The organism is Diaphorobacter nitroreducens (genome assembly GCF_002214645.1).
GTDB lineage: Bacteria > Pseudomonadota > Gammaproteobacteria > Burkholderiales > Burkholderiaceae_C > Diaphorobacter > Diaphorobacter nitroreducens.
The window spans coordinates 416,639-442,706 of sequence record NZ_CP016278.1 but is presented as its reverse complement, the minus strand read 5'-3'; the positions used below and the strand labels follow the sequence as shown (position 1 = coordinate 442,706).

Sequence of the window (26,068 nt, the reverse complement as noted above, 5' to 3'; positions counted from 1 at the left end):
CTTAAGAAAACCGCCCTGCCAAAGGCCCGCCATGTCCCTGCCCCCGCTCGTCTCCGCCTCCCGCCCGGCCCAGTCCGCCGCTCCGCTGCACGGGTGGCCATTGCTGCGACTGGGGTTTCGGCCCTTCTACCTGGGCACGGCCCTGCTGGCCTGTCTGGCGGTGCCGCTGTGGATAGCGATCTTTCTGGGCCGCATCCAGGTACCGTTGGCGATGTCACCTTTGCTGTGGCATGCGCACGAGATGCTGTTCGGCTTCGCCGCGGGCGTGGTGGTGGGCTTTCTGCTCACCGCCGTCAAGGCCTGGACCGGCCTGGAGACGGCCCGTGGTCCGCTGCTGGGCGCGCTGGCCCTGCTGTGGCTGGCCGCGCGGCTGGCTTCGCTGGTGGCGCCCTACGCCGTCTATGCCACGCTGGACATGCTGCTGCTGCCGGCCGTGGCCGCCGTGCTGCTGCGCGTGCTGATCAAGGCCGGCAACAAGCGCAACATTCCGCTGATCTGCCTGCTGCTGCTGATGGCTGCGGCCAACCTGGTGTTCCATCTTTCGGTGCTGGGCATCGTGGCAGTGCCGGCCGTGAGCGCGCTGTATGCCGAGCTGGCGCTGATCCTCATGGTGGTGAGCGTGATCACCGGCCGCGTGGTGCCCATGTTCACGCGCAACGTGACGCCCGGCCTGGTCATCAACATGCCGCGCAAGTTCGAGCTGTCGCTGCTGGCCGTCACGGCCGTGGCGCTGGCGCTGTGGGTGTTCGCAGCGCCCGCGCCGGTGGTGCTGGTGGCCAGCCTCGCGGCGGGTGTGATGCATGCGGTGCGGCTGTGGAAGTGGCATCCGCAGGTCACGTTCAAGCGCCCCATCCTCTGGATCCTGCACGCTTCGTACGCATGGCTGCCCCTGGGCTTCGTGCTGCTGGCGCTGGCGCAACTGGGCTGGGTCGTACCGTCGCTGGCCGTGCATGCCTTTGCCGTGGGCGTGATCGGCGGGCTGATCATCGGCATGGTCACGCGCACCGCGCGCGGCCACACCGGCCGGCCGCTGCAGCCCTCGCGCGGCGAGGTGGTGGCCTATGCCCTGGTGATGCTGGCCGCCGTGCTGCGCGTGCTGGTGCCCGCCGTGCAACCCGCGTGGTACGCCTATGCGCTGGAAGGCGCCGCCTGCCTGTGGGCCATCGCCTTCGCGATCTACCTCGTGATCTACACACCCTGGCTGATGCGCACCCGTCTGGACGGCAAGGACGGCTGATGCCGGCCCATGCCCCACAACTGCAAGCTCCCTCCCCCCCTTTTTTCTACACACACCCGAAAGGTTGAACCATGAGCAACACCGTTTCCGTGATCGACGTACGCACCATCGCTCCTTATGAGCGCCATGCGCAAATCTTTGGCCGCCTGGACGCGCTGGGCGCGGGCGAGTCGCTGCAGATCGTGAACGACCACGACCCCGTGCCGCTGCGCATGCAACTGGAAGGCCGTGCACCCGGCCAGTTCCAGTGGGCGTACCTGGAGGCAGGCCCCCGCCAGTGGCAGATCGAAATCACCAAGCTGGCATCCAAGACCCAGGCCGCCGCAGAGGCAGAAGACTCCTGCTGCTCGGGCGGTGCCTGCTGCGGCTGATCGGCGAAGCCACTCAACCAAAGCAAAAGGGGCAGGTATCACCTGCCCCTTTTTGATCGTCCCTGCTTCACAGCCCCAGCGCCAGCTGCGCCTCCTCGCTCATCATGGAGCGATCCCAGGGCGGGTCAAACACCAAATTCACCGTGATCTCGCCCACGCGCGGCAGGGCCAGCAGCTTGTCGCACACCTCGTCGGCAATCGCTTCGCCCATGCCGCAGCCGGGGGCGGTGAGCGTCATGTCCACCAGCGCGCGCACCTTGTGGGCATCGTCGGGCAGGGGCTCGAAAGCCAGCCGGTACACCAGGCCCAGGTCCACGATGTTCACCGGGATCTCCGGGTCGTAGCAGGTGCGCAGCGTCTCCCACACCAGCGGCTCCAGTTCCTCGATGGGCAGGTCCGCGGGCGCAGTGATGGTCTCGGGCGGCGTCTTGCCGATGGCGTCGGCATCCACACCCTTCAGCCGCATGAGCTGGCCTTCGACCAGCAGCGTGAAGGACGAACCCAGCGCCTGCGTGATCTGCGCCAGTTGCCCGGCCTCCAGTTCGATCGGCTCGCCGCTGGGAATTGCCTCCACGGTCACGCTGCGGCGCACCAGCACATCCTCGCGATGGCGGCGGTAGGTCATGCGGGCTCCTCCTCAGTACTTACGCTCTGGCCGTTGCCGTTGTCGGCAATCGCATGCATCAGCGCATGCCAGCCCAGCAGGGCGCACTTGATGCGGCTGGGGTACTGGCGCACGCCGGCCAGGCTGACCAGCTTGCCCAGCGGGGCATCCTCAGGCGCCTCCTCTCCCGTCAGCACCGCACGAAAGTGCTGCTGCAGCGCCTGCGCGGCGGCAACCTCCTTGCCCTTCACGGCCTCGGTCATCATCGAGGTAGAGGCCATGCAGATCGCGCAGCCCTGGCCGGTGAAGCGGATGTCCTGCACGCGCCCTTGCTGCAGCTGCAGCTCCACGGCAATGCGGTCGCCACACGACGGGTTGGTGCCCTGCGCCTGGTGCGTGGGCTGCGGCAGATGGCCGAAGTTGCGCGGTGCGCGCTTGTGCTCCAGCACCACTTCCTGGTACAGCTCGTTCTCGGCGTTGCCGGTGAATCCAGTCATCGCATGACCTCCAGGGCCTGGGCCACGCCGGCGATCAAGCGCTCGACCTCCTCATGGCTGTTGTACAGCGCGAACGATGCGCGCGTGGTCGGCCCCAGCCCCAGGTGCTCCTGCAGCGGCTGTGCGCAGTGGTGGCCCGTGCGCACGGCGATGCCGCGCTCGTCCAGCAGCGTGCCGATGTCGTGCGGGTGCACGTCGCGTGCCACGAACGACACCAGCGACGCCTGCGTGGCATGCGGGGCAAGCACCGTCACACCCTCCAGTGCCGACAAGCCCGCCAGCGCCTGCGCGCGCAGGGCCTGCACGTGCAGGTCAATGGCCTCACGGCCGATACCATCGATGAAACGCGCCGCCGCCGCCAGACCCACGGCCCCGGCCACGTTGGGCGTACCGCCTTCCAGCCGCGCGGGCAGCGCCGCATAGCCCGCAGCGGTGTAGGTCACCCACTCCACCATGTCGCCCCCCAGGCGCAGCGGGTACAACCGCTCCAGCGCGTCGCGCCGGCCGGCCAGTGCGCCGGTGCCCATGGGACCGTACATCTTGTGGCCGGAGAAGGCCATGAAGTCTGCCTCCAGCTCCGCCAGAGCGGGCATGGCATGGCCCACCGCCTGCGCGGCATCCAGCACCGTGAGGGCGCCGGCCGCGCGTGCCATGGCCAGCAGTGCCTCATACGGAGGACGCTCGCCCGTGGCATTGGCGCACGCCGTGAGTGCCAGCACGCGGGTGTTGGGTGTGAGCAATGGCGTCAGATCGGCCTCATGCACGCGCCCCTGCGCGTCGGGTTTGAGAACGACCAGTTCCGCCCCGCTCATGCGCGCGGCCTGCTGCCAGGGCACCAGGTTGGCATGGTGCTCCAGCCCGCTCACGATGATGCGGTCGCCGGGGCGCAGCCAGGCCTTGCCCGGCCCCGCTGCCCACAACCCTTGGGCGACGAGGTTGAGCGCCTCGGTCGTGCCGCTGGTGAAGACCAGTTCATGCTGCGTGCCCGCGCCGATGAAGCGCTTGAGCGTGGCGCGCGCCTCTTCAAAAGCGTCGGTGGCACGCTGGCTCAGCGTGTGCACGCCGCGGTGAATGTTGGCGCGGTCATGGCGTTCGAAGCGCTGCATGGCTTCCTGCACCGCCAGCGGCATCTGCGTGGTGGCGGCGTTGTCCAGATAGGCCAGCGGCTGGCCGTGGATGCGCTGCGCCAGCACCGGAAACTGCGCGCGCAGTGCCTGCACCGGCAGGCCGCCGGTGTGCAACAAAGGATGTGGTTTACCCATGGTGTGCCTCCTCGGCTGTGGGCTTCAGGCGGGCGATCGCACCGGCCAGCCAGCCGCTCTGCAGCCACTGCGCCAGCATGCCGTCCCCCTCGGCCCCCAGGCATCGATCAAGCAACGCTTGGGCCATGCCTTCGATGATGAGCGCGCGCGCAGCCGCGTCATCCAACCCGCGCTGGCGGGCGTAGAACAGCGCATCCTCGGGCAACGCACCCCAGGTAGCGCCGTGCGCGGCCTGCACGTTGTCGTGCAGGATCTCCAGGTGCGGGCGCAGGATCAAACGTGGCTGGCCCGCCAGCGGCACGCCGGCCAGGCGCTGGCGCACATCGGCCCCGTCGCTGCCGGGCGCGATGCGCGTATAGGCATTCGCCACCGCGTGGGCGCGGCCCTGGGCCAGGGCCAAGGTCTCGACTTGGCTCACGGCCTGGGCGGCTTGCAGGTCGGTGTGCGTCTGCTGGTCCAGCTTGCCGTCCGCCAACAGCAGCAACGCGGCCTGCCGCGCACTGGCGCCTGCGCCCTGCAGCGTGATGTGGCTGCGCTGCAGGTGGTAGCTGGCGCCCGTGGCAACCAGCGCCTGGGCATAAGCGGCACCTGCCGCCACATGGACCTGCAGGTGGTGCGCCACGCGGTCGTCGGCCAACGGCGCAGCGACGCGCAGGTGTTGCAGCTGTGCCCCCTGCGCCAGACGAATGTGGGCGTGCAGGTTTTGCGCAACGGTCGACAGACCGTCTGCGGCAGGCCGCTCATGGGTTTCGATCAGAACGCACTGCACGCCGGCTTCCACGTCCAGCACCAGCAAGGGCGCCTCGGCCGCGGCGCCGGGCTGGTGGTGCAGCTCCAGGCACACAGGCTCGCGCTCACGGCCCGGCGTGGCGGCCACGCGCAGGCGCAGGCCCCGGCGGCACAGGGCGCGGTGCGCCCAGGCGAAGGGGGCGGCGGCCCCATCCCCACCGCCGGACTCTGGCGACGGCAGCCCTGCCATCAACTCGGCGCGCTGCGCCGGGTCCAGGGCGTCCAGCCAACGCGCCTGGACGCTGGTGGCCGCCTGTGCGTGGGGCAGGCGCAGCGTCCAGCCCGCACCCGCGGGCAACGAGGCCTCGTCGACGACCCCGGCCTGCGTTCCCAGCCAGTCCTGCAGCGCGGGTGGGGGCAGGTGGTGAAAGGCTTCGCTGCGCCGCGCAATCCAGCCCTGCGTCTGCAGGTGCTCGCGCGCGGCGTGCATGTCGGCTTGTGCGCTGTTCATGGTGTCATGCCTCCGCAGTAGCAGGTTGGCGCGCAAAGCCCGTACGGGCGATGCGCCGCGCCAACTCCACGTCGCCCGTCTCGGCGATACGGCCCTGGTCCAGGCGCAGCACGGCGTCGGGCAGCAGCTGCTCGATCAGGTGCAGGTAGTGCGATACGACGATGAAGGCCGTGCCCTGTTCGCGCAGTTTCTGCACCAACGCGACCACGGCGCGCACGCCGTCCACGTCCATGCCCGAGTCGATTTCGTCCAGCAGCGCCAGGCGCGGTTGCAGCAGGGCCAGCTGCAGCAGTTCGTTGCGCTTGCGCTCGCCGCCGGAAAAGCCTTCGTTCACCGGGCGGCCCAGCATGGCCTGGGGCAACCCCAGTTCGTGGGCGGTCTGCTTGGCGCTGGCCAGGAAGTCGAACGCGTCCAGCGGCTGCTGGCCGCGCGCCTCGTGCACGGCATTCAGCGCGGTGCGGATGAACAGGTTGTTCTTCACGCCGGGCACATCGGGCGGCGACTGGAAGGACACGAACAGCCCCGCGCGGGCGCGCTCATGCGCGGGCAGCTGCAGCAGGTCCTGCCCGTCCAGCAGCGCCTGGCCGTCCTGCACCTGGTAACTCGGGTGGCCGGCCAGCGCCATGCCCAGCGTGCTCTTGCCGCTGCCGTTGGCGCCCATCAGCACAACGAGCGCGCCGGCGGGCACGTCCAGCGAGACCGATTGCAGCACGGTGCGCTCGCCAACGCGCACACGCAGGTCGCGCACTTGCAGCAAAGGAGTGGTGGAGGTCATGTGGGTTTCCTATTAATTTGATAGCTGTCCGCGCTGGATGGATAAGGGCTGGATGCCTCTTTTATTCAAATCTTGTGATCTCAGCCCACCGCGCCTTCCAGCGACACGGCAAGCAGCGCCTTGGCTTCCAGCGCGAATTCCATGGGCAACTCTTCCAGCACCGCCTGGCAAAAGCCGCCGACGATGAGGGCCGTGGCCTCCTGCGGGTCGATGCCACGCTGCTGGCAATAGAACAGGCGCTCCTCCGAGATGCGCGTGGTGGTGGCCTCGTGCTCCACCACGGCATCGCTGCGCGCGGTGTCCACGTAGGGGAAGGTGTGGGCGCCGCAGTCGGGCCCGATGAGCAGCGAGTCGCACTGCGTGTGGTTGCGCGCGCCGGCGGCGCCGGGGTTCACGCGCACCAGGCCGCGGTAGCTGTTGTGCGCGTGGCCTGCGCTGATGCCCTTGGAGACGATGCGGCTGGTGGTGTTCTTGCCCAGGTGGATCATCTTGGTGCCGGTATCCGCCTGCTGGAAGTGGTTGGACACGGCGATGGAGTGGAACTCGCCGTTCGATTCGTCGCCGCGCAGCACCACGCTGGGGTACTTCCAGGTGATGGCCGAGCCAGTCTCGATCTGCGTCCAGGCGATGCGCGAGCGCCTGCCGGCCGCCAGGCCGCGCTTGGTCACGAAGTTGTAGATGCCGCCCACGCCATTCTCGTCGCCGGGGTACCAGTTCTGCACCGTGGAGTACTTGATGAACGCGTCGTCGTGGGCGATCAACTCCACCACGGCGGCGTGCAACTGGTTCTCGTCGCGCTGCGGGGCGGTGCAGCCCTCCAGATAGCTGACCGAACTGCCCTCTTCGGCAATGATCAGCGTGCGCTCGAACTGCCCCGTGTTCTGCGCGTTGATGCGGAAGTAGGACGACAGCTCCATGGGGCACTTCACACCCTTGGGAATGTAGACAAAGGAGCCATCGGAAAACACAGCCGAGTTCAGCGCGGCATAGAAGTTGTCGCCCTGCGGCACCACGGTCCCCAGGTATTTCTCGACCAGCTCCGGGTGGTTCTGCACCGCATGCGAGAACGAGCAGAAGATCACGCCCACTTCGGCCAGCTGCTCGCGGAAGGTGGTGCCCACCGAGACCGAGTCGAACACCGCGTCCACCGCCACGCCGGCCAGGCGAGCGCGCTCGTGCAGCGGCACGTTGAGCTTCTCGTAGGTCTCCAGCAGCTTGGGGTCCACCTCGTCCAGGCTCTTGGGTGCGTTCTTGAGCGACTTGGGTGCCGAGTAGTAGCTCAGCGCCTGAAAATCGATGGGCTCGATCTTGAGGTGCGCCCAGTCGGGCAACTCCATCGCACGCCAGCGCTCAAACGCCGCCAGCCGCCAGTCCAGCAAAAACTGCGGCTCGCGCTTCTTGCGCGAGATGGCGCGGATGGTGTCCTCGTCCAGGCCCGGCGGCAGGAAGTCGGACTCGACGTCGGTAACGAAACCATGCTGGTACGGGCGCTGCAGCGCCTGCTCCAGCGCGGGCGCCTGCGGCGCCTCGCGACCGGCGACGGGTGCGTCGAGAATGGCGGGTTGTGAGGACATGACCGTGGGGCGGAGTTTTTAATATTCATATGTTATGAATCTTTTAAAAATCCGCCAAACCCGCATGCGGTCCCTGCACCCGCATCAGGGGTTTACCGGCTCGCCGCTTCGGGCGGGCAGCGGCTTGCCGTCAGGCCAGCGCATCACCCCAGTCAGCCGGTCACCTCGCCCCAGCGCACCACGCCCAGCCAGTTGCGCAGCGCCACCACGCCGGGCGGCGTGATCTCCAGCGCGCGCGATGCCTGCGCGCGCCGCAGCCAGCCGCGCTCCAGGCAATGCACGCACAGCAGCGCCCCCAGGCGCCCGGCCATGTGGGGGCGGCGCTCACTCCAGTCCAGACAGGGCCGGCATGGCGGGCGCCGCGCGGCGCTTGCGGCCAGTGCGTCCTGCGCGGCCAGCCCCAGCGGTGCCAGCACAGCCTGCGCCCGGCCGGTCACCCGCCCACCTGCATCGTCATCGAAGACGATGGCGCCCTCCTCCAACAGGTGCGCGGCGATGGCCACGCCCAGGCGGCCGGCAATATGGTCATAGCAGGTACGCGCCTGGCGCAGCGCCGCGTCGCGCGGGCCCACGACCACGGGCCGCGACACCGTCGCCTGCCGCACGGCCAGCTGCATCAGCCCTTCCAGCAAATGCGCCACCTCGGGCGAAGCCAGGCGGTGGTACCGATGGCGCCCCTGGCGTTCCAGCACCAGCAGCCCGGCCTCCACCAACAGGCCCAGGTGGCGGCTGGCCGTGGCGGCAGACACGCGCCCAGCCTCGGCCAATTCACGTGCCGTGAGGGCGCGTCCGTCCATCAGCGCGACCAGCATGGCGGTGCGCGCCGGCTCGCCGACCAGGGCCGCGACATGCGCAATCTGGTTGGTGTTCATGCGCGCAGTGTGCCGCAGCCAGCCCGGCGCACGCTTCGCTCCAGGACGAAACATCGGCCATGCAACGGCCGGCACCATGGACGCATCCACCCACCACAGGAGCACGCCATGCCCATCACCTGTTTCATCCGCTACGAAATCGACCCCTTTCAGCGCGAGGCCTTTCGCGCCTATGCCGAAGCCTGGGGGCGCGTCATCCCGCGCTGCGGCGGCCACCTGCTGGGCTACTTCCTGCCCAGCGAGGGCACCAATTACGAGGCCTGGGGCCTGATCGCCTTCGCCAGCCTGGCCGACTACGAGGCCTACCGCGCCCGGCTCAAGGCCGACCCCGAGGGCCGCGCCAACTTCGAGATGGCGCAGCGCCAGCGCTTCATCCTGCGCGAGGAACGCAGCTTCACCGAGGCGGTGGCGGGCACCCTCGCGCGCCCCGCATTGCCCACCACCACGCAGGCCCAGCCATGATCGCCGTCATCTTCGAAGTGCAGCCGAGCAGCGACGGCCGCCAGGCCTACCTGTACCTGGCGGCGGACCTGCGCGCCGCGCTGCAGGCCATCGACGGCTTCATCTCCGTGGAGCGCTTCGAGAGCCTGTCCACGCCCGGCAAGCTGCTGTCGCTGAGCTTCTGGCGCGACGAAAGGGCCGTGGCCCGCTGGCGCGCGTTGCCGCAGCACCGCCAGGCCCAGGCGACGGGCCGCGCAGGCGTGTTTGCCGACTACCGGCTGCGCGTGGCCACCGTGCAGCGCGACTACGGCCTGCATGCACGTGACCAGGCACCCGCCGACTCACGTGCCTGCCATGCGCCGCGGACTGTGCCCGACTCTGTGCCGGGCAGCCGCTTGCCCGGCAGCGCAGAGCCGTTATAATGCTCGGCTCTGCTGGCATGACCCCGTCGGCCGGATACTAGTTACAGACGGGGAAAACCGCCGTATATGGCTTTTGGGCCCGATCTTCCCGAAAACCCGCTAGCGGCACCTATTGGAAAACATTAGCTAATGACGACCATTCGTGTAAAAGAAAACGAACCCTTTGACGTGGCCCTGCGCCGCTTCAAGCGCACCATCGAAAAGCTGGGCCTGCTGACCGACCTGCGCGCCCGTGAGTTCTACGAGAAGCCCACCGCCGAGCGCAAGCGCAAGAAGGCTGCCGCCGTGAAGCGCCACTACAAGCGCGTGCGCAGCATGCAGCTGCCCAAGAAGCTGTACTAAGCACAGCCCGGCGTTGACACCAGACGCCACAAAACCCGCGCTAGGGACGCCAAGCGCGGGTTTTTTGTTTTCTACACCGTTTGACTGGAGAAACACCATGAGCCTCAAGGACCAGATCACCGAAGACATGAAAACCGCCATGCGCGCCAAGGACAGCGAGCGCCTGGGCACCATCCGCCTGCTGCAGGCCGCCATGAAGCAAAAGGAAGTGGACGAGCGCATCACGCTGGATGACGCGGCCATCGTGGCCATCGTGGACAAGCTGATCAAGCAGCGCAAGGACAGCATCACCGCCTTCGAGAGCGCGGGCCGCCAGGACCTGGCCGACAAGGAAAAGGCCGAAATGGCCGTGCTGCAGGCCTACCTGCCCGAACGCATGTCGGCCGACGAAGTGGCTACCGCTGTGAAGGCCATCGTGGCCGAAGTCGGCGCAGAACTGGGCAAGACGGTGGGCCCCGGCGACATGGGCAAGGTGATGGGCGTGGTCAAGACCCGCCTGGCCGGCAAGGCCGACATGGGCCAGGTGTCGGCCGCCGTGAAGGCCGCGCTGAGCAGTTAATTGCCACTATGCTATTCATAGCTGCTTGCGCTTGATCTGTCTCGATCACAGACCCATTTGGCATTGAGTTCATTCGCTGGCAAGCGCTGGTAGCTATCGTTTTTGCTGCGCCGCACACGCCCCGCTCAACAGCCGCTTGGACACCCACAGACCCGACTGCTGACAGACCGCTGGGCCGCGCGGGGCACGCCCCCCGTATTGGGCTTCTCCCCACCATTCCGTGTGCAGCGGCGAACGTCCTGCCAACGTCACGAAAGACGCAGACACGGGCGCGCGCATTGAACAGACGCTCTCCTCGGTGAACAATGGCGGGCTTACATCGTTTGAAAAGCCACCCATGCAGCAGCAACGCACCCACAAGATCGCCGTGATCGCCGGAGACGGCATTGGCAAGGAAGTCATGCCCGAAGGCCTGCGCGCCGTGCAGGCCGCCGCCCGGCGCTTCGGTCTGAACCTGGAACTGCACACCTTCGACTGGGCGCATTGCGACTATTACGCCCGGCACGGCCAGATGATGCCCGACGACTGGAAGGCGCAGCTGTCGGGCATGGATGCGATCTTCTTCGGCGCCGTGGGCTGGCCGGCGACCGTACCCGATCACATCTCGCTGTGGGGTTCGCTGCTGAAGTTCCGCCGCGAGTTCGACCAGTACATCAACCTGCGCCCCGTGCGTCTGTTCGAGGGCGTGCCCTGCCCGCTGGCCGGCCGCAAGCCCGGCGATATCGACTACCTCGTGGTGCGCGAGAACACCGAGGGCGAGTACACGTCGCTGGGCGGCGTCATGTACGAGGGCACGGAGCGCGAGGTCGTGATCCAGGAATCGGTCTACTCGCGCCACGGCGCCAAGCGCCTGCTGAAGTTCGCCTTCGACCTGGCGCAAAGCCGCCCGCGCAAGCACGTAACGCTGGCCACCAAAAGCAACGGCATCGCCATCAGCATGCCCTGGTGGGACCAGCGCGCCGACGAGGTCGCCAAGGACTACCCCGAAGTCACGCTGGACAAGCAGCACATCGACATCCTCACCGCGCGCTTCGTGCTGCAGCCGGGGCGCTTCGACGTGGTGGCCGCCACCAACCTGTTCGGCGACATCCTCTCCGACCTGGGGCCCGCCACCACCGGCACCATCGGCCTGGCGCCATCGGCCAACCTGAACCCCGACCGCACCTTCCCCAGCCTGTTCGAGCCCGTGCACGGCTCGGCGCCCGACATCTACGGCCAGAACATCGCCAACCCGATCGCCATGATCTGGTCCGGTGCGCTGATGCTGGACTTCCTGACCCACGGCCAAGGCGCGGGGCGGCAGGCCCACGATGCCATCGTTGCGGCCATCGAAGAGATCATCAAAAGCGGCCCGCGCACGCCAGACCTGGGCGGTGCGGCAAGCACCACGCAAGTGGGCGAGGCCATCGCCGCGCGCATCGCGCACGGGTAACCCCCGCCCGCAGGGTGCGGCATGTTTCCGTCAACGGACTTACGCTATTGATTAAATAGCATGCAGCGCTTGTCCATCAAGCGCTGCAGCCCATTTCAACAACATATTGCGCACGCGCCCGCTGCGCGCAATGGCCAAGTTCCCGCCGCGGTCCGTGCGGCCGGGTTAGCATAGCCCCCCGCACTATATTTTCAAGTCATTCCATGTCCCACACCCACGGGCAAAAAGACAAGCTGATCGCACGCGTGCGGCGCATCAAGGGCCAGATGGAGGGCGTCGAGCGCGCCCTGGAGGGTGACGCCGCGTGCGCGGAAGTGCTGCGGCAGCTCGCTTCGGCACGCGGCGCCATGAATGGTCTGACCACCGAAGTCATGCTGGGCCACCTGCAGGCTCATGTGGTGGACGCCGGCACCGATGCCGAGCGCCGCACCGGCGGCGAAGAAATGATGGACATCCTGCGCTCGTACCTGAAATGACTTCCTCCACCCTGCACACCGCGGGCGCGGCGCCCGCACCCTTCCCCGCCGACCATCACCACGTCTTCCTGGGCGCGGAGCACCAGCGCAACGAGCGGCGCGTGTGGCTCGTGATCGCGCTGACGGCCAGCATGATGGTCGCCGAGATCCTGGCGGGCAAGCTGTACGGTTCGATGGCCCTGGTGGCCGACGGCTGGCACATGTCCACGCACGCCGGTGCCATGCTGATCACGGCGCTGGCCTATGGGTATGCACGCCGCCATGCGGCCAACCCACGCTTCTCGTTCGGCACCGGCAAGATGGGCGACCTGGCCGGCTTCGCCAGCGCCGTGGTGCTGGCCATCGTGGCGCTGCTCATCGCGTGGGAGAGCTTCCTGCGGCTGACCAACCCCGTGCCCATCCGCTTCGAGCAGGCGATCGCCGTGGCGGTGATCGGCCTGGTGGTGAACCTGGTGTCCGCCCGGCTGCTGCATGGCGGGCATGGGCACCACCACCATGGCCACGATCACGGGCACGACCATCACCACGCCGACGGCCACGACCACGATCACGGACGCCATGGCCACGACAACAACCTGCGCGCGGCTTACCTGCATGTGCTGGCCGACGCGCTGACCTCCGTGCTGGCCATCGCGGCGCTGCTCGTGGGACGCAGCTACGGCTGGCTCTGGGCCGACCCGGCCATGGGCGTGGTGGGCGCGCTGGTGATCGCCCGCTGGTCCTGGGGGTTGATCCGTGACGCCGGTGGCGTGCTGCTGGATGCGCCGGCCGAAGGACCGCAGGTCCGCCAGGAGATCGAGGACATCCTCTCCGCCACGGGCGACACGCTGAAAGACCTGCATGTCTGGCAGGTCGGCCCGGGCCATTTTGCTGCCATCGTTTCCGTCGCCTCGGCCACGCCGCAGCCCGCGCAGCACTACAAGGCCCTGCTGCTGCCGGTGCACGAGCTGTCGCACGTCACCGTGGAAGTACAGGCGCTTTGAGCACACATGCCATGAGTCACCCTCCCTTGCCGTTTTCCCAAGCCTGCGAAAACAACCAGGCGCCCATCTTCGCCGTGCTGCAGCAGGCCTTTGCCGACCGGCGGCATGTGCTGGAGGTGGGTTCGGGCACGGGCCAGCACAGCGTGTATTTCGCGCCGCGCCTGCCCCACTTGGTGTGGCAGACCAGCGACCTGGCGGACAACCACGCAGGCATACGCGCCTGGCATGGGCAGCACCCGGCGCCCAACCTGCGCCCGCCGCTGCTGCTGGACCTGGCGCACAGCGATTGGCCGCAGGGCGAACCTGACAGCGGGCCGTTCGATGCGGTATTCAGCAGCAACACCGCGCACATCGTGGCCTGGCCGCTGGTGCAGCGGCTGTTCGCGCTGGCCGGTGCCCACCTGCCTGGCGGCGGCGTGCTGGCGCTGTACGGCCCCTTCAACTACGACGGCACCTACACCAGTGACAGCAACCGCGCCTTTGATGCCTGGCTGCGCCAGCGCGACCCGCACAGCGGCATCCGCCACTTCGAGGACATCGTGGCGCTGGCGGCACAGCACAGCCTCGCGCTCGCGCACGACCACGCCATGCCCGCGAACAACCGGCTGCTGGTGTTCCACCGCACCGCCGCCCCGGCGGAGCCTGCCGTAGAGTGACGCCAACACACCTTCGCCGTCTGTCATGAACCCATCCGAGCCGCTGCACCACGGCGCCTGCCTCTGCCAAGGCGTGCGCTTCACGATCCGCGGGCCGCTGTCCCCGATCCAGATCTGCCACTGCGCGCAGTGCCGCCGCGCGCAGGGCAGCGCGTTTGCCGCCAACCTGCCGGTGGACGTGGATCGGCTGCAGTTCCAGGCCGGCCAGGACCTGCTGCGGCGCTTCGAGTCCTCCCCCGGCAAGCGGCGCGTGTTCTGCGGCATCTGCGGTTCGCCGGTATTCAGCGAGCGCGACAGCCTGCCCGGCGTGGTGCGCATCCGCGCAGGCCTGCTGGACGAGCCCGTGGCCGCGGCGCCGGCATTCCACATGCATGTGGCCTCGCGCTGCAGCTGGTGGCCCCTCCAGGACGATCTACCCCAGCACCCGCAGGGGTACGTACCGCCCGGCGCGGCCTAGAGCGCGCCCCTGCAGCCCGGCCGCCGCACGGGCATACTGGAGGCCCGTGCGCCGCCGCCCCCCCTGGCGGTGCCCTTCCCCCGATTTCTTGCCACGCCTTCCATGACATCGCCCCTTGCCGCCCGTCCCATTGGTGTGTTCGACAGCGGCATTGGCGGCCTGAGCGTGCTGCAGGCGCTGCGCCACGAACTGCCGCACGAGCATTTCGTCTACCTGGCCGACAGCGGCAACGCTCCCTACGGCGACGCCAAGGGCGACGCCTTCGTGCAGCAGCGCACGCTGGCCATCGCCCGCTGGCTGCGCGAACACCACGGCATCAAGGCGCTGGTGGTCGCCTGCAACACGGCCACCGCCGCCGCGGTGGAACAACTGCGCGCCGCCCTGCCCGACCTGCCTGCCATCGGGGTGGAGCCGGCGCTCAAGCCCGCCGCCGCCAGCAGCCAGACGCACCACGTGGGCGTGCTGGCCACGCGCGGCACGGTGGGCAGCGCGCGCTTTCAGCGCCTGCGCGATGGGCATTCGGCCGGCACGCGCTTTTCGGTGCAGCCTTGCGACGGCCTGGCGCGCGCCATCGAGCAAAGCACCGAGGAGCCGCTGCCCGCCGCCGCATCCATGGCAAAAATAGAAGCGCTTTGCGTCCAGTACACGGGCGCGCTGGGCACTTTTGGCTTGAAAACGGGCGAGATCGACACGCTGGTGCTGGGCTGCACCCACTACGTGTTCGCCAAGGACATGCTGCGCGCCCTGGTGGGGCCGGATGTGCAGATCATCGACACAGGTGCGCCCGTGGCGCGCCAGACCCGGCGCATCCTCGACCAGGCCGGCGTCCTCGCACCCGAGCATGCGGCGGATGGCGCGCCCGCCGCGCCGGGGCATATCCAGCTCTACACCACCGGCCAGTTGGCCGCGCTGCAGTCGGCAGCCGAACGCTGGCTACAGTTGCCCGCGCAGTACTGCACGGCGCTGCAGATCGACTGAGATTTAAGGCAAAACGGGCTGCACCGCTTATCTATCAAGCGCTGGCAGCTATTTTTTCAATAGCATTTCACCACAGCAGCTCACCACCCGCGTCCAGGTGCGTGAGGTACAGGCGCAGGTCGAACTCGAACTGGTGGTACTGCGGCTCCATGTGGGTGCACAGCTGGTAGAAGGCCTTGCCATGGTCCTTCTCGCGCAGGTGGGCCAGCTCGTGCACGACGATCATGCGCAGGAACTCGTCGGGCGTCTGCTTGAACAGCGCGGCCACGCGGATCTCATGCCGCGCCGCCAGCCGCCCGCCCTGCACCCGCGTGCGGTGGGTGTGCAGCCCCAGCGCATGGCGGACCACGTGGATCTTGCTGTCGAACAGCACCTTGTTGACCGTGCCCGCGTTGCGCAGGTGGCGCGCCTTGAACTCCTGGGCGTAGTCGTACAGCGCCTTGTCGCTGCGCACCGAGTGTCCCTCGGGGTACTTGCGCTGCAGCAGCGCGCCCAGCTGGCCCTGCGCCAGCAGCGCATGGGCCTGGGCCTGCAGCGCGGGCGCGTAGGCCCGCAGGTAGGGCAGATCAGTGGGAGCGGTCATGGGGCGCCGGGCGACAGCACGCGCGTGCTGCCGGTTGCAAAGGGCGCCCAGTGTAGGGCGGATTTATTCCGCCTCGATCTTGGAGCTCTTGATCACGCCCGCCCAGTTGGCGAAGTCGCTCTTCACGCGCTCGCCCAGCTGCTGCGGGCCCTGGTAGTCGGCCGCGGCACCCTGTTCCTGCGCCTTCTTGCGGAAGGCCGGGTCTTCCACCACCTTCTTCATGTCGGCGGCCAGCTTGTCGATGACCGGCTTGGGCACGCCTGCGGGCGCAAACAGCGCGAACCACGAGGTGGCGTTCACGCCCGGGTAGCCGGCCTCGGCCGTGGTGGGGGCGTCGGGCAGGCTGGCCAGGCGCTCCTTACCCGTGACGGCCAGCACGCGCAGCTTGCCGGACTGGATGTGGGGCATGAACGGCGGAGCGGTGCCGAAGGTCAGGTCCACCTGGCCGCCCAGCAGGTCCTGCAGCGCGGGGCCCGTGCCCTTGTAGGGCACGTGCACCATCTTGATGCCGCCCTGCTGCTCCAGCATGGCGCCGGTCACGTGCTGCAGCGAGCCGTTGCCCGACGAGGCGTAGTTGAGCTTGCCGGGGTTGGCCTTGGCGTAGGCCACCAGCTCGGCCAGGGTCTTCACCGGCAGGCCGTCGCGCACCACGATGATCTGCGGCGCCGAGATCACGTTGGCGATGGGCTGGAAGTCCTTCTGATCCCACTGCGGTGCCTTGGTGAGATGGGGCGAGATCACGTGGTAGCCCGAGTACTGCATGAGCAGCGTGTAGCCATCGGGCTCGGCGCGCTTGACGATGTTGGCCGCGATGGCGCCGTTGCCGCCACCCTTGTTGTCCACCACCACCGACTGGCCCAGCACCGGCGCCAGCGCCTGCGCGGCCATGCGCGCCGAGATGTCGGTGGTGCCGCCGGCGGCGGCCGGTACGACGAAGGTCACCGTGCGCGACGGGTAGCCGCCCTGCGCCCAGGCCGTGGACAGCGCCAGCGGCGCCAAAGCGGCCAGCGCCAGTGCGCCGAAATGTTTGCGTGTGATGCGCGTGGTCATCATGGGTTGTGTCTCCTTGTTGAAAGTTGTGCGAAATCGGGATGGAAGAATCAGTCCACGGTGGCGCCGGTGTCCTTGACCACGCGCGCCCACTTGGGCAGGTCGGACTGCACCAGCGCACCCAGCTGGGCAGACGTGCCCTTGAACGGCTCGCAGCCCACGACGGCGAGCTTGTCCACCACATCCTTGTGGTCCAGCGCGCGTGCCACTTCGGCCTGCAGCCGCTCGACGATGGGCGCGGGCGTGCCCGCCGGGGCGAACATGGCGTACCACGGTGCCTGGGCGAAGCCCTTGAGCGTCTCGCCAATGGTGGGCACGTCGGGCAGCGCGGCGACGCGCTTTTCGTTCACCACGCCCAGCACCTTGAGCTTGCCCGCCTTGATGAAGGCGATCGACGAGGGCAGGCTCTGCACCGACAGCGGCACCTGCCCGCCCGCCACGTCGGTGGCGGCCGCCGCCGAGCCCTTGTAGGGAATGTGCTGCAGCTGGATGCCCGCGGCCTTTTGCAGCAGCTCACCGATCAGGTGGTTGAGCGTGCCGTTGCCAGCCGAGGCGATGGCGTACTTGCCGGGGCTGGCCTTGGCCAGCCGGATCAGGTCCGCCACGTTGTTGCCCGGGAACGAAGGATGCGCCACCAGCACATAGCCGGCGGTGGCGACGGGCGCCACGGGCTCGAAATCCTTGACGGCGTCAAACCCCGGGTTCTTGTAGAGCGCCGGGCCGATCACGTGCGCGCTGTCGGCCGTGACCAGCAGCGTGTAGCCATCGTGCTTGGCACGCGCCAGGGCCGCCGTGGCCAGCGTGCCGCCCGCGCCGGGGCGGTTGTCCACCACCACGCTCTGGCCCATCTGCTCGCCCAGGCGCTGCGCCAGCACGCGCGCAATCGCGTCGTTGGCGCCGCCCGCGGCCTGCGGCACCACCAGGGTGATGGGTTTGGAGGGGTACTTGTCCTGCGCGGCGGCGCCCAGGGGCGCGATGCACAGCAGTGCGCCCACAGCGGCCCCAAAGGCCAGCGCGGCCCTGCGGCCGTGGGATGCAGTGGTCAAAGGCATGGGGTTGTCTCCTGTCGTTATGGATGTGCGGTAAAAGCTACCGCGCCAGCGCGCGCTCGCGGATTGCGTCGAAGCCGGCCGGCACCGGATGCAGGTCCAGCCGGCACCCCGCCTTCACGATCTGGCTGGGCACCTCGTGGCCGATCAGCGCGGGCAGGCGGGCCGCAGTGGCAATCAGCGCCGGCAGATCAATGCCCGTGTCGTAACCCATGAGCTGCAGCGCATGCACCACTTCTTCGGTGCACACATTGCCCGTGGCACCCGGCGCATAGGGACAGCCGCCCAGGCCGCCCAGCGATGCGTCAAAGCGCTGCGCCCCCGCATCGATGGCCGCCAGCACATTGGCCAGGCCCATGCCGCGCGTGTTGTGAAAGTGCAGCGTGAAGGCCATGCCCGGCCAGCGCGCGCGCGCAGCGGCCACCACCTGCCCCACCTGCGTGGGAAAGGCCATGCCCGTGGTGTCGCACAGCGTGATGCCCGCAACGCCCAGGTCGGCGAAGCGCTGCACATGCTCCCACACGGCGTCCAGCGCCACGTCGCCCTCCATGGGGCAACCGAACACGCACGACAGCGACACGTTCACCGGCACCTGCGCCGCCTGCGCCATGGTGATCACCTGTGCCAGCGCCGCGAACGACTGCGCGCGCGTCATGCGCAGGTTGGCGAGGTTATGCGTCTCGCTGACGGACATGACCAGGTTCAGCTCGTCGGTGCGCGACTCGATGGCGCGCTCCGCGCCGCGCGCGTTGGGCACCAGCGCGGTGTAGGTCACGCCGGGGCGGCGCTCGATCTCGCGCATCACCACCTCGGCGTCGCGCAGCGCGGGGATGGCCGTGGGCGAGGTGAACGAGGTCACCTCGATCTTGGACAGGCCCGCGTGGGACAGTGCATTCACGAGCGCGATCTTGTCCTCGGTCGGCACGAACTGCGCCTCCATCTGCAGGCCGTCGCGCAGGCCCACGTCACACAGCTCGATGCGCCGCCCGGCGCCGTTCCACACGCTGGTCGTCATTGGATCACTCCCTTGCTGCGCAGCAGCGCGATCTGCTCGGCCGTCAGCCCCGCCTCGGCCAGCACGGCATCGGTGTCGTCCCCCAGGCGCGGCGCGCTGGTGCGGATGGTGCCCGGCGTGGCCGAGAGCTTGGGCACGATGCCCGGCACCTGCAGCTCGTAGCCGTCGCGCGTGCGCTGCGTGAGCAACATGTCTCGCGCCTGGTAGTGCGGGTCCTCGGCGATGTCCTTGGCGGTATAGACCTTGCCCGCGGGCACGCGTGCGGCGGCCAGCAACTCCATCACTTGCGCCACGGTGCGCTCGGCGGTCCAGCGGCCAATGGCGGCGTCGATCTCGGCCACGCGCGCCACGCGGCCGGCGTTGTCGGCCAGTTGCGGGTCATCGGCCAGATCCTGGCGGCCGATGGTGGCCATCAGGCGCTTGAAGATGCTGTCGCCATTGCCGGCCACCAGCACCCAGCCGTCCTGGCAGGGGTAGGCGTTGCTCGGCGCAATGCCCGGCAGCGCGCTGCCCGCGGCCTCGCGCACGGCGCCAAAGGCGCTGTACTCGGGGATCAGGCTTTCCATGCAGTTGAACACCGCCTCGTGCAGGGCCACGTCGATCACCTGGCCCGCGCCGCCGTTCACCTTGCGGTGGTACAGCGCCATCATCACGCCGATGGCGCCGTGCAGCGCGGCCAGCGTGTCACCGATCGACACGCCCACGCGCACCGGCACGCGGCCCGGCTCGGCCGTGAGGTGGCGCAGGCCGCCCATGGCCTCGCCGATCACGCCAAAACCCGGCAGGTCGCGGTAGGGGCCGGTCTGCCCGTAGCCCGAGATGCGCAGGATGACCAAGCCCGGGTTGAGGGCGTGCAGCGCCTCGGGCGACAGGCCCCAGCCCTCCAGCGTGCCGGGACGGAAGTTCTCGATGAGCACGTCGGCTTCGGCAATCAGGCGGCGCGCGATGTCCTGCGCCTCGGCCTGGCGCAGGTCCAGCGCCACCGACTTCTTGTTGCGCGACTGCACCTGCCACCACACGGAGGTGCCCTCCTTGATGAGGCGCCAGTTGCGCAGGGGGTCGCCCGCGCCCACGGCCTCGATCTTCACCACATCGGCGCCGAACTCGCCCAATGTCTTGCCGCAGAACGGCCCGGCGATGAGCTGGCCCATTTCGATCACGCGCACGCCGGCCAGTGCCGCGGGCGTGGGGGCAGCGGTGTTGTACTTGGGGGTCATATGTCTCCTGCAATCCAGGCGGCATGATGCGGCGCCCCGGCCGGGCCGCAAAACGCTCAAGCGCGAAGCTGCCATCGCAAACCGGCATGGCCCGCCGCCGCCGCAGTACCATCGCCGCCCATGAAGCTCGACCCGGTCTCCCTGCGCCTGTTCGTCGCGGTGATGGAGGAAAACGCCATCGCCCGCGCCGCCGCGCGCGAACACATCGCGCCCTCCGCCGCCAGCCGCCGCCTGGCCGAGCTGGAGGACGCGCTGCGCGTGGAGCTGTTCACCCGCAGCAACCGCGGCACCGAGCCCACGGCTGCGGCCTACGCCCTGCTGCACCTGGCGCGCGGCGTGCTCAACGACCTGGACGGCATCGCCACGCAGATGCAGGACTTCCGCGCCGGCGTGCGCGGCCACGTGCGCGTGGTGGCCAACATCTCGGCCATCACGCAGTTCCTGCCGGGCGAACTGCAGCGCTTCATGGCCGCGCATCCGCAGGTCGATGTGCGGCTGCAGGAGCAGATCAGCACCGCCGTGGCGCAATCGGTGGCCGAGAACGCAGCCGACGTGGGTATCCTCAACCACGGCAGTTATGGCGAGCGCGTGACCCTGCTGCCCTACCGCGAGGACGAGCTGGTCCTCATCGTCCCCGCGGGCCATGCGCTGGCACGCCGCCGCAGCGTGCGCCTGGCAGACGCCCTGGCCTGCGACTTTGTGGGCATGCATCCGGGCAGCGCCATCAACAACCTGCTCACACGCGCCGCGGCCGAGCAGGAGATGCCGCTCAAGCTGCGCATTCAGGTCACGAGCTATGACGCCCTGTGCCTGATGGTGTCCGCCGGTCTGGGCGTGGCCGTGCTGCCGCGCGGCAGCGCCCAGATCTACCGCGGCACGCTGGCCCTGCGCGCCATCACGCTGGATGAGCCCTGGGCACGGCGGCGGCTGTCGCTGTGCGTGCGCTCGGAGGAGTCGCTGTCCAGCGTCGCACGCTTGCTGGTGGACCACTTGCGCGCCGGCGCCCAGGAGGCGCCATGACGAAGGCCACGGCCCACCTGCGCTGGGACATCTTTTGCCAGGTGATCGACAACTTTGGCGACATCGGCGTGAGCTGGCGCCTGGCGGCCGATCTGGGCAGCCGCGGCCACCGCGTGCGCCTGTGGGTGGATGACGCCAGCGCTCTGGCCTGGATGGCGCCGCAGGGCGCACCTGGCGTACAGGTGCTGCCCTGGCCCATGCAGGCGCCCGCAGACGGGCCTGGCGACGTGGTGGTGGAGGCCTTCGGCTGCGAGATTGCTCCGCAATTCATAGCTGCCATCGCTCACCACACAAACGCCACAGGCCCAAAACCCTTATGGATCAACCTGGAGTACCTGTCGGCCGAGGCCTATGTGGAACGCTGCCACCGGCTGCCGTCTCCGCTCATGAGCGGCCCGGGGGCAGGCCTGACACGCTGGTTCTACTACCCCGGCTTCACCGAGCGCACGGGCGGCCTGCTGCGTGAGCCAGACCTGCTGGCGCGCCAGGCCGCGTTCGACCGCACCGCCTGGCGCGCCGGCCACGGCATCGGGGCAGACGAAGTCGCCATCTCGCTGTTCTGCTACGAACCACCCGCCCTGCCCCAGCTGCTGGCGCAATGGCAGCCGCGCAGCGACGTGCGGCTGCTGGTCACGCCCGGACGTGCCACGGCGGCCGTGCGCCAATGGCAGCAGCAATTTGAGAGTCAAAACAGCCTCCAAGGCTCATACAGCAAGCGCGAGCAGCTATCAATTTCATATCTTCCACCCTGCCCTCAGCCGGCCTTTGACGAAATGCTCTGGGCCTGCGACCTGAACTTCGTGCGCGGCGAGGACTCGCTGGTGCGCGCCCTGTGGGCGGGCCAGCCGTTCGTGTGGCAGATCTATCCGCAGCACGACGATGCGCACCACGCCAAGCTACTGGCCTTCCTGGACTGGCTGCACGCACCAGCGTCACTGCGGCGCTGGTCGGCCCTGTGGAACGGTCTGGAGACCCGCAGCGAGTTGCCGCCCCTGGACGCGGCCACCCTGGGCGAATGGCGCGCATGTATACAGTCCGCGCGTGCGCGACTGCTGGCACAGCAGGATTTATTGACCTTACTACTAGGGTTTGTGGTGGAGAAAAGCTAGAATCCCCGGTTTTGCGCCATTCGAAGGCGGCACTCGCGTGCCCAGCCGGCGCCCCCGCCGCGGAACATGCGCCGGGGTGGAAGGCGGCCCAGTTCACGCAAACGCCTGGGCCACGCCCGCCCGCCCCGACTTGTGGAGCGGTCAACCTTTCCTTCCCAAGCAAGCCATGAAAATCGCTCAAGAAATCCGCGCCGGCAACGTGATCATGCAGGGCAAAGACCCCATGATCGTGCTGAAGACCGAATACGCCCGCGGCGGCCGCGGCGCCGCTACCGTGCGCATGAAGCTGAAGGCGCTCCTGTCCAACATGGGCACCGAAGTCGTCTTCAAGGCCGACGACAAGATCGACAACGTGATCCTGGACAAGAAGGAGTGCACCTACTCCTACTTCGCCGACCCGATGTACGTGTGGATGGACGCCGAGTACAACCAGTACGAAGTGGAAGCCTCCAACATGGGCGATGCCATCAGCTACCTCGAAGACGGCATGGCCGCCGAAGTGGTGTTCTACGACGGCAAGGCCATCTCCGTGGAACTGCCCACCAGCGTGGAGCGCGAGATCACCTGGACCGAACCCGCCGTGAAGGGCGATACGTCCGGCAAGGTGCTCAAGCCCGCGAAGATCGCCACCGGCTTCGAAGTGGCCGTGCCGCTGTTCGTGGACCAGGGCGACAAGATCGAGATCGACACGCGCACGGGCGAATACCGCAAGCGCGTCTAAGAACACCTTGCGTCCGGCTGCGGACGCTGTTCATGCAAGGGGAGCGTGTCATGCACGCTCCCCTTTTTTTATTGAGGACTGGGTGGGTCCGGCAGGGGCCACGCCCAGCGCCGCATTCATGCGAACAACGCCCTCTCCAGCCTGGTGTACTTGGCGTCTCCCACGGCCTCGCGGATCTTGGGAGCCAGCGCCGCCAGATCCTCATACCCCGCAGCGCCCTCGACCGCCAGATTCAGGCGGAAGCCCTTCAGCCCAAGGCTGGCGGTAAGTTCGGTAGCGATCGGGTAGGCGGCTTGATAGCGCTCGCGCTGCGTGCGCCCCGTGCCATCGACCTGCACCTCGGCGCCGTCCGCCGGCGCTGCGGCCGCGGGTGCCGGCGCTCCCGGTCCGCTCTCCAGCAACCCCTGGTCGATCATGAGCTGCACGTCCTCGCGCGAGATACCCATGGCCGCCGTGGCCGTCAGCACCTGGTCCAGGGTGCGCTTGCCGTCGAACAGGATGAAGGCTGAGCGCTGGCGCGGCGACAGCGCTCCCTGGCGATCCTTCAGCGCCAGTTGCCCAGCCGGTGTCTTCACGAGAATCATGCCCACCTCTTCGCTTGGTACGTGATGGAAAAGCGGCATGGAACGCCGCACGGGATCAGCGTGGCACGAATGTGACCATTTGTGAATGAGGTCAAACCGCAGGTCGCCGTGGGCGCGCAGCCGCGGGGCGCGGCGCGCTACAGCCCGTCCGCGGGAGCCGGCCGCACGCGGCCCGGCCGCGTGGCCAGGCTGACGCTCCACGCCACAGCCAGACCCACCGGCACGCCGAAGACCCCGGCCGAAATCGGATGGATGCCGAACCACAGGCCATCGACGAGCAGCGCGGAAGGCACCCAATCGCGCACGCTGTCCACCTGCGCCAACAGGTAATACACGGTGACAGACAGGCCGGCGAGCATGCCGGCTACCGCGCCCTGGCGCGTAGTACCGCGCCAGAAGATGCCCATCACCATCGCGGGCACGAAGGCCGATGCAGCGATGGAAAACGACGCCGACACCATGGGCAGGATTTCCGACGGCTTGAGCGCAGCCACGAACGCCGCAGACAGCGCCACGGAGAGCAGCGTGAACTTGGTCAGGATCACCCGCTGCTCGGGCGACGCCTTGCGGCGCGTTTCCTGGTGGTACAGGTCGCGCACCAGCGCGTTGCTGATGGTGAGCAGCAGGCCGTCGGCAGTGGACAGCGCAGCGGCCAGCCCGCCCGCGGCCACCAGGCCGGAGATCACGTAGGGGAGCCCGCCGATCTCGGGGGTGGCCAGCATGATGAGGTCGGCCCCGAAGCGGATCTCGCCGAACTGCACGATGCCGTCGCCGTTCACGTCCTCCACGGACAGCAGCGAGGCGTCCACACGCGCCCATTGCGCCATCCAGTTGGGCAGTTGGTCGAAGCTGCTTCCCACGAGGTTGTTCATGACCTCGAACTTCACCAGCACGGCGAGCGCCGGCGCACTCAGGTACAGCAGTGCGATGAAGAACAGCGACCACGCGACCGACGCGCGCGCGCCCGCCACCGAGGGCACCGTGTAGTAGCGCGTCAGCAGGTGCGGCAGGCCGGCCGTTCCCACCATCAGGCAGAACATCAGCGCCAGGAAGTTGCGGCGCGCATCGTCGAAGGTCTGGCGCTCCTGCGGGGTGCCCTGCGGGTCACCCGCAAACGCCTGGCTGTGGCGCGGCAGGCCGCCCATGGCGCGGGCACGCTCATAGTTGTCGCGCATCTCGCGCGTCCAGCGATCGCGCGCGGCAGCCTCGTCGCGCGGCATGGAGGCCAAATCCCGGCTGGCGGCCACGATCAGCCCCACGTCGGCGTTCTGGGCGCGCAGGCGCTGGATGCGCTCGCGCGCCGCTTCGCGCTCACGCGCGAGTGCGGCGGGCACGTCGGCCAGCCGCGCCTTGTAATCCTCGGCGCGCTGCAGGTAGGCCGCGACCACGTCTTGCTCGACCTCCGAGGCCAGCAGCCCACCCTCCAGCGTGGTGATCTTGCCGATCTGTGCTCCCGCCACCACCGGTGCAACGGGGTTGCCGAGCTGCTTGTACGCCAGCCACGACACCGGGATCAGGAACGCCAGCAGGATGACGATGTACTGCGCCACCTGCGTCCAGGTGATGGCGCGCATCCCCCCCAGGAACGAGCACAGCAGCACGCCGCCCAGGCCGAGCATGATGCCGATCTCGAACTGCACCCCGGTCAGGCGCGAGGCGATCAGCCCCACGCCGTAGATCTGCGCCACCACGTAGGTGAAAGAGCACAGCACGGCCGACAGGGCCGCGATGATGCGTGGCCAGCGCCCGCCAAAACGCACCTGGAAGAAGTCCGGAACGGTGTAGAGGTTCATCGCCCGCAGGTGCGGCGCGATGAGCATGGCCACGAGCACGAAGCCGCCCGTCCAGCCCAACAGATAGGCCAGCCCGCCCGGCTGCTCCGGCGTGCCCGAGAAGCCCTGCAGATACAGCGCGCCCGACAGGCTGATGAACGAGGCCGCACTCATCCAGTCCGCGGCGGCGGCCATGCCGTTGTAGAACGGCGGAATGCGGCGGCCCGCCACGTAGTATTCGTCCGCATCCGTGGTGCGGCCGTACACGCCGATGGCGGCGTAGGCCATCACGGTGAGAAACAGGAAGATGGGGCCAATCCACTGGCGCGACAGCCCGCGCTGCTCGGCCCAGGCCATCAGGGCCACGAACCCCAGCAGCCCCGCGATGTACAACGCCACGATGCGGTTCAGGCGCGCCATGTAGCTGCGCCCCTCGCCGCCGCGTTCAATCATGGGGTGGGGCTGTGGCAGCGTCGCGCTGCGCCGCCATGTCCTGCCGTTCGAAGTAGCTCATGGCGGCACAGTAAACGCAGACGATGCCAATGAACATCAGGACTGCCCCCTGGGAGGCAATCCAGTAGCTCAACGGCCATGGACCCACCAGGAATTGCAGGTCGCGCGCGAAGTAGCCGGTACCGAACGACACCAGCACCCACACGAGCAGCAGGCCCGCCTTCAGCCACAGGTGGCGTGCATCGTGCAGGTCGGGGGCAAAAGGCGCCCCCTCGATCTCTTCCTGCGTGAGCGACCGGCGGTGGGGCATGGCCTGC

30 protein-coding genes are annotated in these 26,068 nt (G+C 68.5%); 15 read left to right on the top strand and 15 right to left on the bottom strand.

Annotation, left to right across the window (positions count from 1 at the left end; genetic code table 11):
* Nucleotides 1–31: 31 nt before the first annotated feature.
* Together BA022_RS02060 and BA022_RS02055 are read left to right on the top strand one after the other, a co-directional pair.
* Nucleotides 32–1,237 (top strand): NnrS family protein, encoded by a 1,206-nt coding sequence (locus BA022_RS02060; RefSeq protein ID WP_088886401.1) that lies wholly within the window; start codon nt 32–34, stop codon nt 1,235–1,237.
* 71 nt (nt 1,238–1,308) lie between these two features.
* The gene (locus tag BA022_RS02055; protein WP_011806004.1) at nt 1,309–1,608 is read left to right on the top strand and encodes a DUF2249 domain-containing protein; all 300 of its coding nucleotides are present in this window, start codon (nt 1,309–1,311) and stop codon (nt 1,606–1,608) included.
* Nucleotides 1,609–1,675: 67 nt separating this feature from the next.
* On the opposite strand, the gene sufT is transcribed toward BA022_RS02055, so the two are convergent.
* The 7 genes from sufT to BA022_RS02020 form a co-directional block, all read right to left on the bottom strand.
* A complete protein-coding gene (gene sufT / locus BA022_RS02050; RefSeq protein WP_088886400.1) occupies nt 1,676–2,233 on the bottom strand; it encodes a putative Fe-S cluster assembly protein SufT in 558 nt (185 codons plus the stop codon).
* Nucleotides 2,230–2,709 carry a Fe-S cluster assembly sulfur transfer protein SufU gene (gene sufU, locus BA022_RS02045; RefSeq protein ID WP_011806006.1) on the bottom strand — a complete coding sequence of 160 codons (480 nt, stop codon included), beginning with the start codon at nt 2,707–2,709 and terminating at the stop codon, nt 2,230–2,232. The genes sufT and sufU overlap by 4 nt, the downstream gene beginning before the upstream one ends.
* Nucleotides 2,706–3,971, bottom strand: coding sequence for an aminotransferase class V-fold PLP-dependent enzyme (locus BA022_RS02040; RefSeq protein WP_088886399.1), 1,266 nt, complete (start codon nt 3,969–3,971; stop codon nt 2,706–2,708). The genes sufU and BA022_RS02040 overlap by 4 nt, the downstream gene beginning before the upstream one ends.
* Nucleotides 3,964–5,211 (bottom strand): SufD family Fe-S cluster assembly protein, encoded by a 1,248-nt coding sequence (locus BA022_RS02035; RefSeq protein ID WP_088886398.1) that lies wholly within the window; start codon nt 5,209–5,211, stop codon nt 3,964–3,966. The genes BA022_RS02040 and BA022_RS02035 overlap by 8 nt, the downstream gene beginning before the upstream one ends.
* 4 nt (nt 5,212–5,215) lie before the next feature.
* A complete protein-coding gene (sufC, locus tag BA022_RS02030; protein WP_088886397.1) occupies nt 5,216–5,986 on the bottom strand; it encodes a Fe-S cluster assembly ATPase SufC in 771 nt (256 codons plus the stop codon).
* A gap of 80 nt (nt 5,987–6,066) precedes the next feature.
* Nucleotides 6,067–7,560 (bottom strand): Fe-S cluster assembly protein SufB, encoded by a 1,494-nt coding sequence (gene sufB, locus BA022_RS02025; RefSeq protein ID WP_088886396.1) that lies wholly within the window; start codon nt 7,558–7,560, stop codon nt 6,067–6,069.
* A 152-nt stretch (nt 7,561–7,712) separates the two neighbouring features.
* Nucleotides 7,713–8,432, bottom strand: a complete 720-nt coding sequence (locus tag BA022_RS02020; protein ID WP_088888490.1) for an ArsR/SmtB family transcription factor — start codon at nt 8,430–8,432, stop codon at nt 7,713–7,715.
* Nucleotides 8,433–8,540: 108 nt separating this feature from the next.
* On the opposite strand from BA022_RS02020, the gene BA022_RS02015 reads away from it, so the two are divergent.
* The 10 genes from BA022_RS02015 (at nt 8,541) to murI (ending at nt 15,178) form a co-directional block, all read left to right on the top strand.
* Nucleotides 8,541–8,894: an NIPSNAP family protein gene (locus BA022_RS02015; RefSeq protein WP_088886395.1), complete on the top strand. Its 354-nt coding sequence runs from the start codon at nt 8,541–8,543 to the stop codon at nt 8,892–8,894.
* A complete protein-coding gene (locus BA022_RS02010) occupies nt 8,891–9,295 on the top strand; it encodes an antibiotic biosynthesis monooxygenase family protein (protein WP_088886394.1) in 405 nt (134 codons plus the stop codon). The genes BA022_RS02015 and BA022_RS02010 overlap by 4 nt, the downstream gene beginning before the upstream one ends.
* Before the next feature lie 129 nt (nt 9,296–9,424).
* Complete coding sequence (gene rpsU / locus BA022_RS02005; RefSeq protein ID WP_007833691.1) at nt 9,425–9,637, top strand: 30S ribosomal protein S21; 213 nt, start codon at nt 9,425–9,427, stop codon at nt 9,635–9,637.
* 97 nt (nt 9,638–9,734) lie between these two features.
* Nucleotides 9,735–10,196 carry a GatB/YqeY domain-containing protein gene (locus tag BA022_RS02000; protein ID WP_088886393.1) on the top strand — a complete coding sequence of 154 codons (462 nt, stop codon included), beginning with the start codon at nt 9,735–9,737 and terminating at the stop codon, nt 10,194–10,196.
* A 337-nt stretch (nt 10,197–10,533) separates the two neighbouring features.
* A complete protein-coding gene (locus BA022_RS01995; RefSeq protein ID WP_088886392.1) occupies nt 10,534–11,628 on the top strand; it encodes a tartrate dehydrogenase in 1,095 nt (364 codons plus the stop codon).
* Between the two features lie 203 nt (nt 11,629–11,831).
* Complete coding sequence (locus BA022_RS01990; protein ID WP_088886391.1) at nt 11,832–12,104, top strand: metal/formaldehyde-sensitive transcriptional repressor; 273 nt, start codon at nt 11,832–11,834, stop codon at nt 12,102–12,104.
* Complete coding sequence (gene dmeF / locus BA022_RS01985) at nt 12,101–13,087, top strand: CDF family Co(II)/Ni(II) efflux transporter DmeF (RefSeq protein WP_187305999.1); 987 nt, start codon at nt 12,101–12,103, stop codon at nt 13,085–13,087. The genes BA022_RS01990 and dmeF overlap by 4 nt, the downstream gene beginning before the upstream one ends.
* Nucleotides 13,088–13,098: 11 nt before the next feature.
* Nucleotides 13,099–13,743 carry a DUF938 domain-containing protein gene (locus tag BA022_RS01980; RefSeq protein ID WP_088886390.1) on the top strand — a complete coding sequence of 215 codons (645 nt, stop codon included), beginning with the start codon at nt 13,099–13,101 and terminating at the stop codon, nt 13,741–13,743.
* Nucleotides 13,744–13,768: 25 nt separating this feature from the next.
* Complete coding sequence (locus tag BA022_RS01975) at nt 13,769–14,200, top strand: GFA family protein (protein ID WP_088886389.1); 432 nt, start codon at nt 13,769–13,771, stop codon at nt 14,198–14,200.
* A gap of 102 nt (nt 14,201–14,302) precedes the next feature.
* Entirely contained in the window at nt 14,303–15,178 is an 876-nt protein-coding gene (murI, locus tag BA022_RS01970; protein ID WP_088886388.1) for a glutamate racemase, read from the top strand.
* A 67-nt stretch (nt 15,179–15,245) separates the two neighbouring features.
* Here the strand turns inward: murI and BA022_RS01965 are convergent, their stop codons facing one another.
* From BA022_RS01965 to BA022_RS01945, 5 genes are all read right to left on the bottom strand, one after another.
* Entirely contained in the window at nt 15,246–15,761 is a 516-nt protein-coding gene (locus BA022_RS01965; protein WP_011806021.1) for a M48 metallopeptidase family protein, read from the bottom strand.
* A 63-nt stretch (nt 15,762–15,824) separates the two neighbouring features.
* Nucleotides 15,825–16,811 (bottom strand): Bug family tripartite tricarboxylate transporter substrate binding protein, encoded by a 987-nt coding sequence (locus tag BA022_RS01960; protein WP_041836343.1) that lies wholly within the window; start codon nt 16,809–16,811, stop codon nt 15,825–15,827.
* A 50-nt stretch (nt 16,812–16,861) separates the two neighbouring features.
* The gene (locus tag BA022_RS01955; RefSeq protein WP_088886387.1) at nt 16,862–17,863 is read right to left on the bottom strand and encodes a Bug family tripartite tricarboxylate transporter substrate binding protein; all 1,002 of its coding nucleotides are present in this window, start codon (nt 17,861–17,863) and stop codon (nt 16,862–16,864) included.
* 37 nt (nt 17,864–17,900) lie between these two features.
* A complete protein-coding gene (locus BA022_RS01950; protein WP_088886386.1) occupies nt 17,901–18,875 on the bottom strand; it encodes a hydroxymethylglutaryl-CoA lyase in 975 nt (324 codons plus the stop codon).
* Entirely contained in the window at nt 18,872–20,092 is a 1,221-nt protein-coding gene (locus tag BA022_RS01945) for a CaiB/BaiF CoA transferase family protein (RefSeq protein ID WP_088886385.1), read from the bottom strand. Before BA022_RS01945 ends, BA022_RS01950 begins: the two co-directional genes overlap by 4 nt.
* 120 nt (nt 20,093–20,212) lie before the next feature.
* Between BA022_RS01945 and BA022_RS01940 the strand changes: the two genes are divergently transcribed.
* The 3 genes from BA022_RS01940 (at nt 20,213) to efp (ending at nt 22,942) form a co-directional block, all read left to right on the top strand.
* Complete coding sequence (locus BA022_RS01940) at nt 20,213–21,112, top strand: LysR family transcriptional regulator (protein ID WP_088886384.1); 900 nt, start codon at nt 20,213–20,215, stop codon at nt 21,110–21,112.
* Complete coding sequence (gene earP / locus BA022_RS01935; protein WP_088886383.1) at nt 21,109–22,221, top strand: elongation factor P maturation arginine rhamnosyltransferase EarP; 1,113 nt, start codon at nt 21,109–21,111, stop codon at nt 22,219–22,221. The genes BA022_RS01940 and earP overlap by 4 nt, the downstream gene beginning before the upstream one ends.
* Nucleotides 22,222–22,387: 166 nt before the next feature.
* The gene (efp, locus tag BA022_RS01930; protein ID WP_011806028.1) at nt 22,388–22,942 is read left to right on the top strand and encodes an elongation factor P; all 555 of its coding nucleotides are present in this window, start codon (nt 22,388–22,390) and stop codon (nt 22,940–22,942) included.
* 116 nt (nt 22,943–23,058) lie between these two features.
* Here efp and BA022_RS01925 read toward each other — a convergent pair whose 3' ends face one another.
* The 3 genes from BA022_RS01925 to BA022_RS01915 form a co-directional block, all read right to left on the bottom strand.
* Nucleotides 23,059–23,526 (bottom strand): hypothetical protein, encoded by a 468-nt coding sequence (locus BA022_RS01925; RefSeq protein ID WP_047350521.1) that lies wholly within the window; start codon nt 23,524–23,526, stop codon nt 23,059–23,061.
* Nucleotides 23,527–23,663: 137 nt separating this feature from the next.
* Nucleotides 23,664–25,751, bottom strand: coding sequence for a VC_2705 family sodium/solute symporter (locus tag BA022_RS01920; protein ID WP_088886382.1), 2,088 nt, complete (start codon nt 25,749–25,751; stop codon nt 23,664–23,666).
* Nucleotides 25,744–26,061, bottom strand: coding sequence for a DUF4212 domain-containing protein (locus BA022_RS01915; protein ID WP_011806031.1), 318 nt, complete (start codon nt 26,059–26,061; stop codon nt 25,744–25,746). The genes BA022_RS01920 and BA022_RS01915 overlap by 8 nt, the downstream gene beginning before the upstream one ends.
* Between the last annotated feature and the right edge of the window lie 7 nt (nt 26,062–26,068).

Excerpts from the sequence above, each read along its gene's own strand:
- BA022_RS02060 (WP_088886401.1), top strand. The coding sequence starts at position 32 with ATGTCCCTGCCCCCGCTCGTCTCCGCCTCCCGCCCGGCCCAGTCCGCC.
- BA022_RS02055 (WP_011806004.1), top strand. The coding sequence starts at position 1,309 with ATGAGCAACACCGTTTCCGTGATCGACGTACGCACCATCGCTCCTTAT.
- sufT (WP_088886400.1), bottom strand. The coding sequence starts at position 2,233 with ATGACCTACCGCCGCCATCGCGAGGATGTGCTGGTGCGCCGCAGCGTG.
- sufU (WP_011806006.1), bottom strand. The coding sequence starts at position 2,709 with ATGACTGGATTCACCGGCAACGCCGAGAACGAGCTGTACCAGGAAGTG.
- BA022_RS02040 (WP_088886399.1), bottom strand. The coding sequence starts at position 3,971 with ATGGGTAAACCACATCCTTTGTTGCACACCGGCGGCCTGCCGGTGCAG.
- BA022_RS02035 (WP_088886398.1), bottom strand. The coding sequence starts at position 5,211 with ATGAACAGCGCACAAGCCGACATGCACGCCGCGCGCGAGCACCTGCAG.
- sufC (WP_088886397.1), bottom strand. The coding sequence starts at position 5,986 with ATGACCTCCACCACTCCTTTGCTGCAAGTGCGCGACCTGCGTGTGCGC.
- sufB (WP_088886396.1), bottom strand. The coding sequence starts at position 7,560 with ATGTCCTCACAACCCGCCATTCTCGACGCACCCGTCGCCGGTCGCGAG.
- BA022_RS02020 (WP_088888490.1), bottom strand. The coding sequence starts at position 8,432 with ATGAACACCAACCAGATTGCGCATGTCGCGGCCCTGGTCGGCGAGCCG.
- BA022_RS02015 (WP_088886395.1), top strand. The coding sequence starts at position 8,541 with ATGCCCATCACCTGTTTCATCCGCTACGAAATCGACCCCTTTCAGCGC.
- BA022_RS02010 (WP_088886394.1), top strand. The coding sequence starts at position 8,891 with ATGATCGCCGTCATCTTCGAAGTGCAGCCGAGCAGCGACGGCCGCCAG.
- rpsU (WP_007833691.1), top strand. The coding sequence starts at position 9,425 with ATGACGACCATTCGTGTAAAAGAAAACGAACCCTTTGACGTGGCCCTG.
- BA022_RS02000 (WP_088886393.1), top strand. The coding sequence starts at position 9,735 with ATGAGCCTCAAGGACCAGATCACCGAAGACATGAAAACCGCCATGCGC.
- BA022_RS01995 (WP_088886392.1), top strand. The coding sequence starts at position 10,534 with ATGCAGCAGCAACGCACCCACAAGATCGCCGTGATCGCCGGAGACGGC.
- BA022_RS01990 (WP_088886391.1), top strand. The coding sequence starts at position 11,832 with ATGTCCCACACCCACGGGCAAAAAGACAAGCTGATCGCACGCGTGCGG.
- dmeF (WP_187305999.1), top strand. The coding sequence starts at position 12,101 with ATGACTTCCTCCACCCTGCACACCGCGGGCGCGGCGCCCGCACCCTTC.
- BA022_RS01980 (WP_088886390.1), top strand. The coding sequence starts at position 13,099 with ATGAGTCACCCTCCCTTGCCGTTTTCCCAAGCCTGCGAAAACAACCAG.
- BA022_RS01975 (WP_088886389.1), top strand. The coding sequence starts at position 13,769 with ATGAACCCATCCGAGCCGCTGCACCACGGCGCCTGCCTCTGCCAAGGC.
- murI (WP_088886388.1), top strand. The coding sequence starts at position 14,303 with ATGACATCGCCCCTTGCCGCCCGTCCCATTGGTGTGTTCGACAGCGGC.
- BA022_RS01965 (WP_011806021.1), bottom strand. The coding sequence starts at position 15,761 with ATGACCGCTCCCACTGATCTGCCCTACCTGCGGGCCTACGCGCCCGCG.
- BA022_RS01960 (WP_041836343.1), bottom strand. The coding sequence starts at position 16,811 with ATGACCACGCGCATCACACGCAAACATTTCGGCGCACTGGCGCTGGCC.
- BA022_RS01955 (WP_088886387.1), bottom strand. The coding sequence starts at position 17,863 with ATGCCTTTGACCACTGCATCCCACGGCCGCAGGGCCGCGCTGGCCTTT.
- BA022_RS01950 (WP_088886386.1), bottom strand. The coding sequence starts at position 18,875 with ATGACGACCAGCGTGTGGAACGGCGCCGGGCGGCGCATCGAGCTGTGT.
- BA022_RS01945 (WP_088886385.1), bottom strand. The coding sequence starts at position 20,092 with ATGACCCCCAAGTACAACACCGCTGCCCCCACGCCCGCGGCACTGGCC.
- BA022_RS01940 (WP_088886384.1), top strand. The coding sequence starts at position 20,213 with ATGAAGCTCGACCCGGTCTCCCTGCGCCTGTTCGTCGCGGTGATGGAG.
- earP (WP_088886383.1), top strand. The coding sequence starts at position 21,109 with ATGACGAAGGCCACGGCCCACCTGCGCTGGGACATCTTTTGCCAGGTG.
- efp (WP_011806028.1), top strand. The coding sequence starts at position 22,388 with ATGAAAATCGCTCAAGAAATCCGCGCCGGCAACGTGATCATGCAGGGC.
- BA022_RS01925 (WP_047350521.1), bottom strand. The coding sequence starts at position 23,526 with ATGATTCTCGTGAAGACACCGGCTGGGCAACTGGCGCTGAAGGATCGC.
- BA022_RS01920 (WP_088886382.1), bottom strand. The coding sequence starts at position 25,751 with ATGATTGAACGCGGCGGCGAGGGGCGCAGCTACATGGCGCGCCTGAAC.
- BA022_RS01915 (WP_011806031.1), bottom strand. The coding sequence starts at position 26,061 with ATGCCCCACCGCCGGTCGCTCACGCAGGAAGAGATCGAGGGGGCGCCT.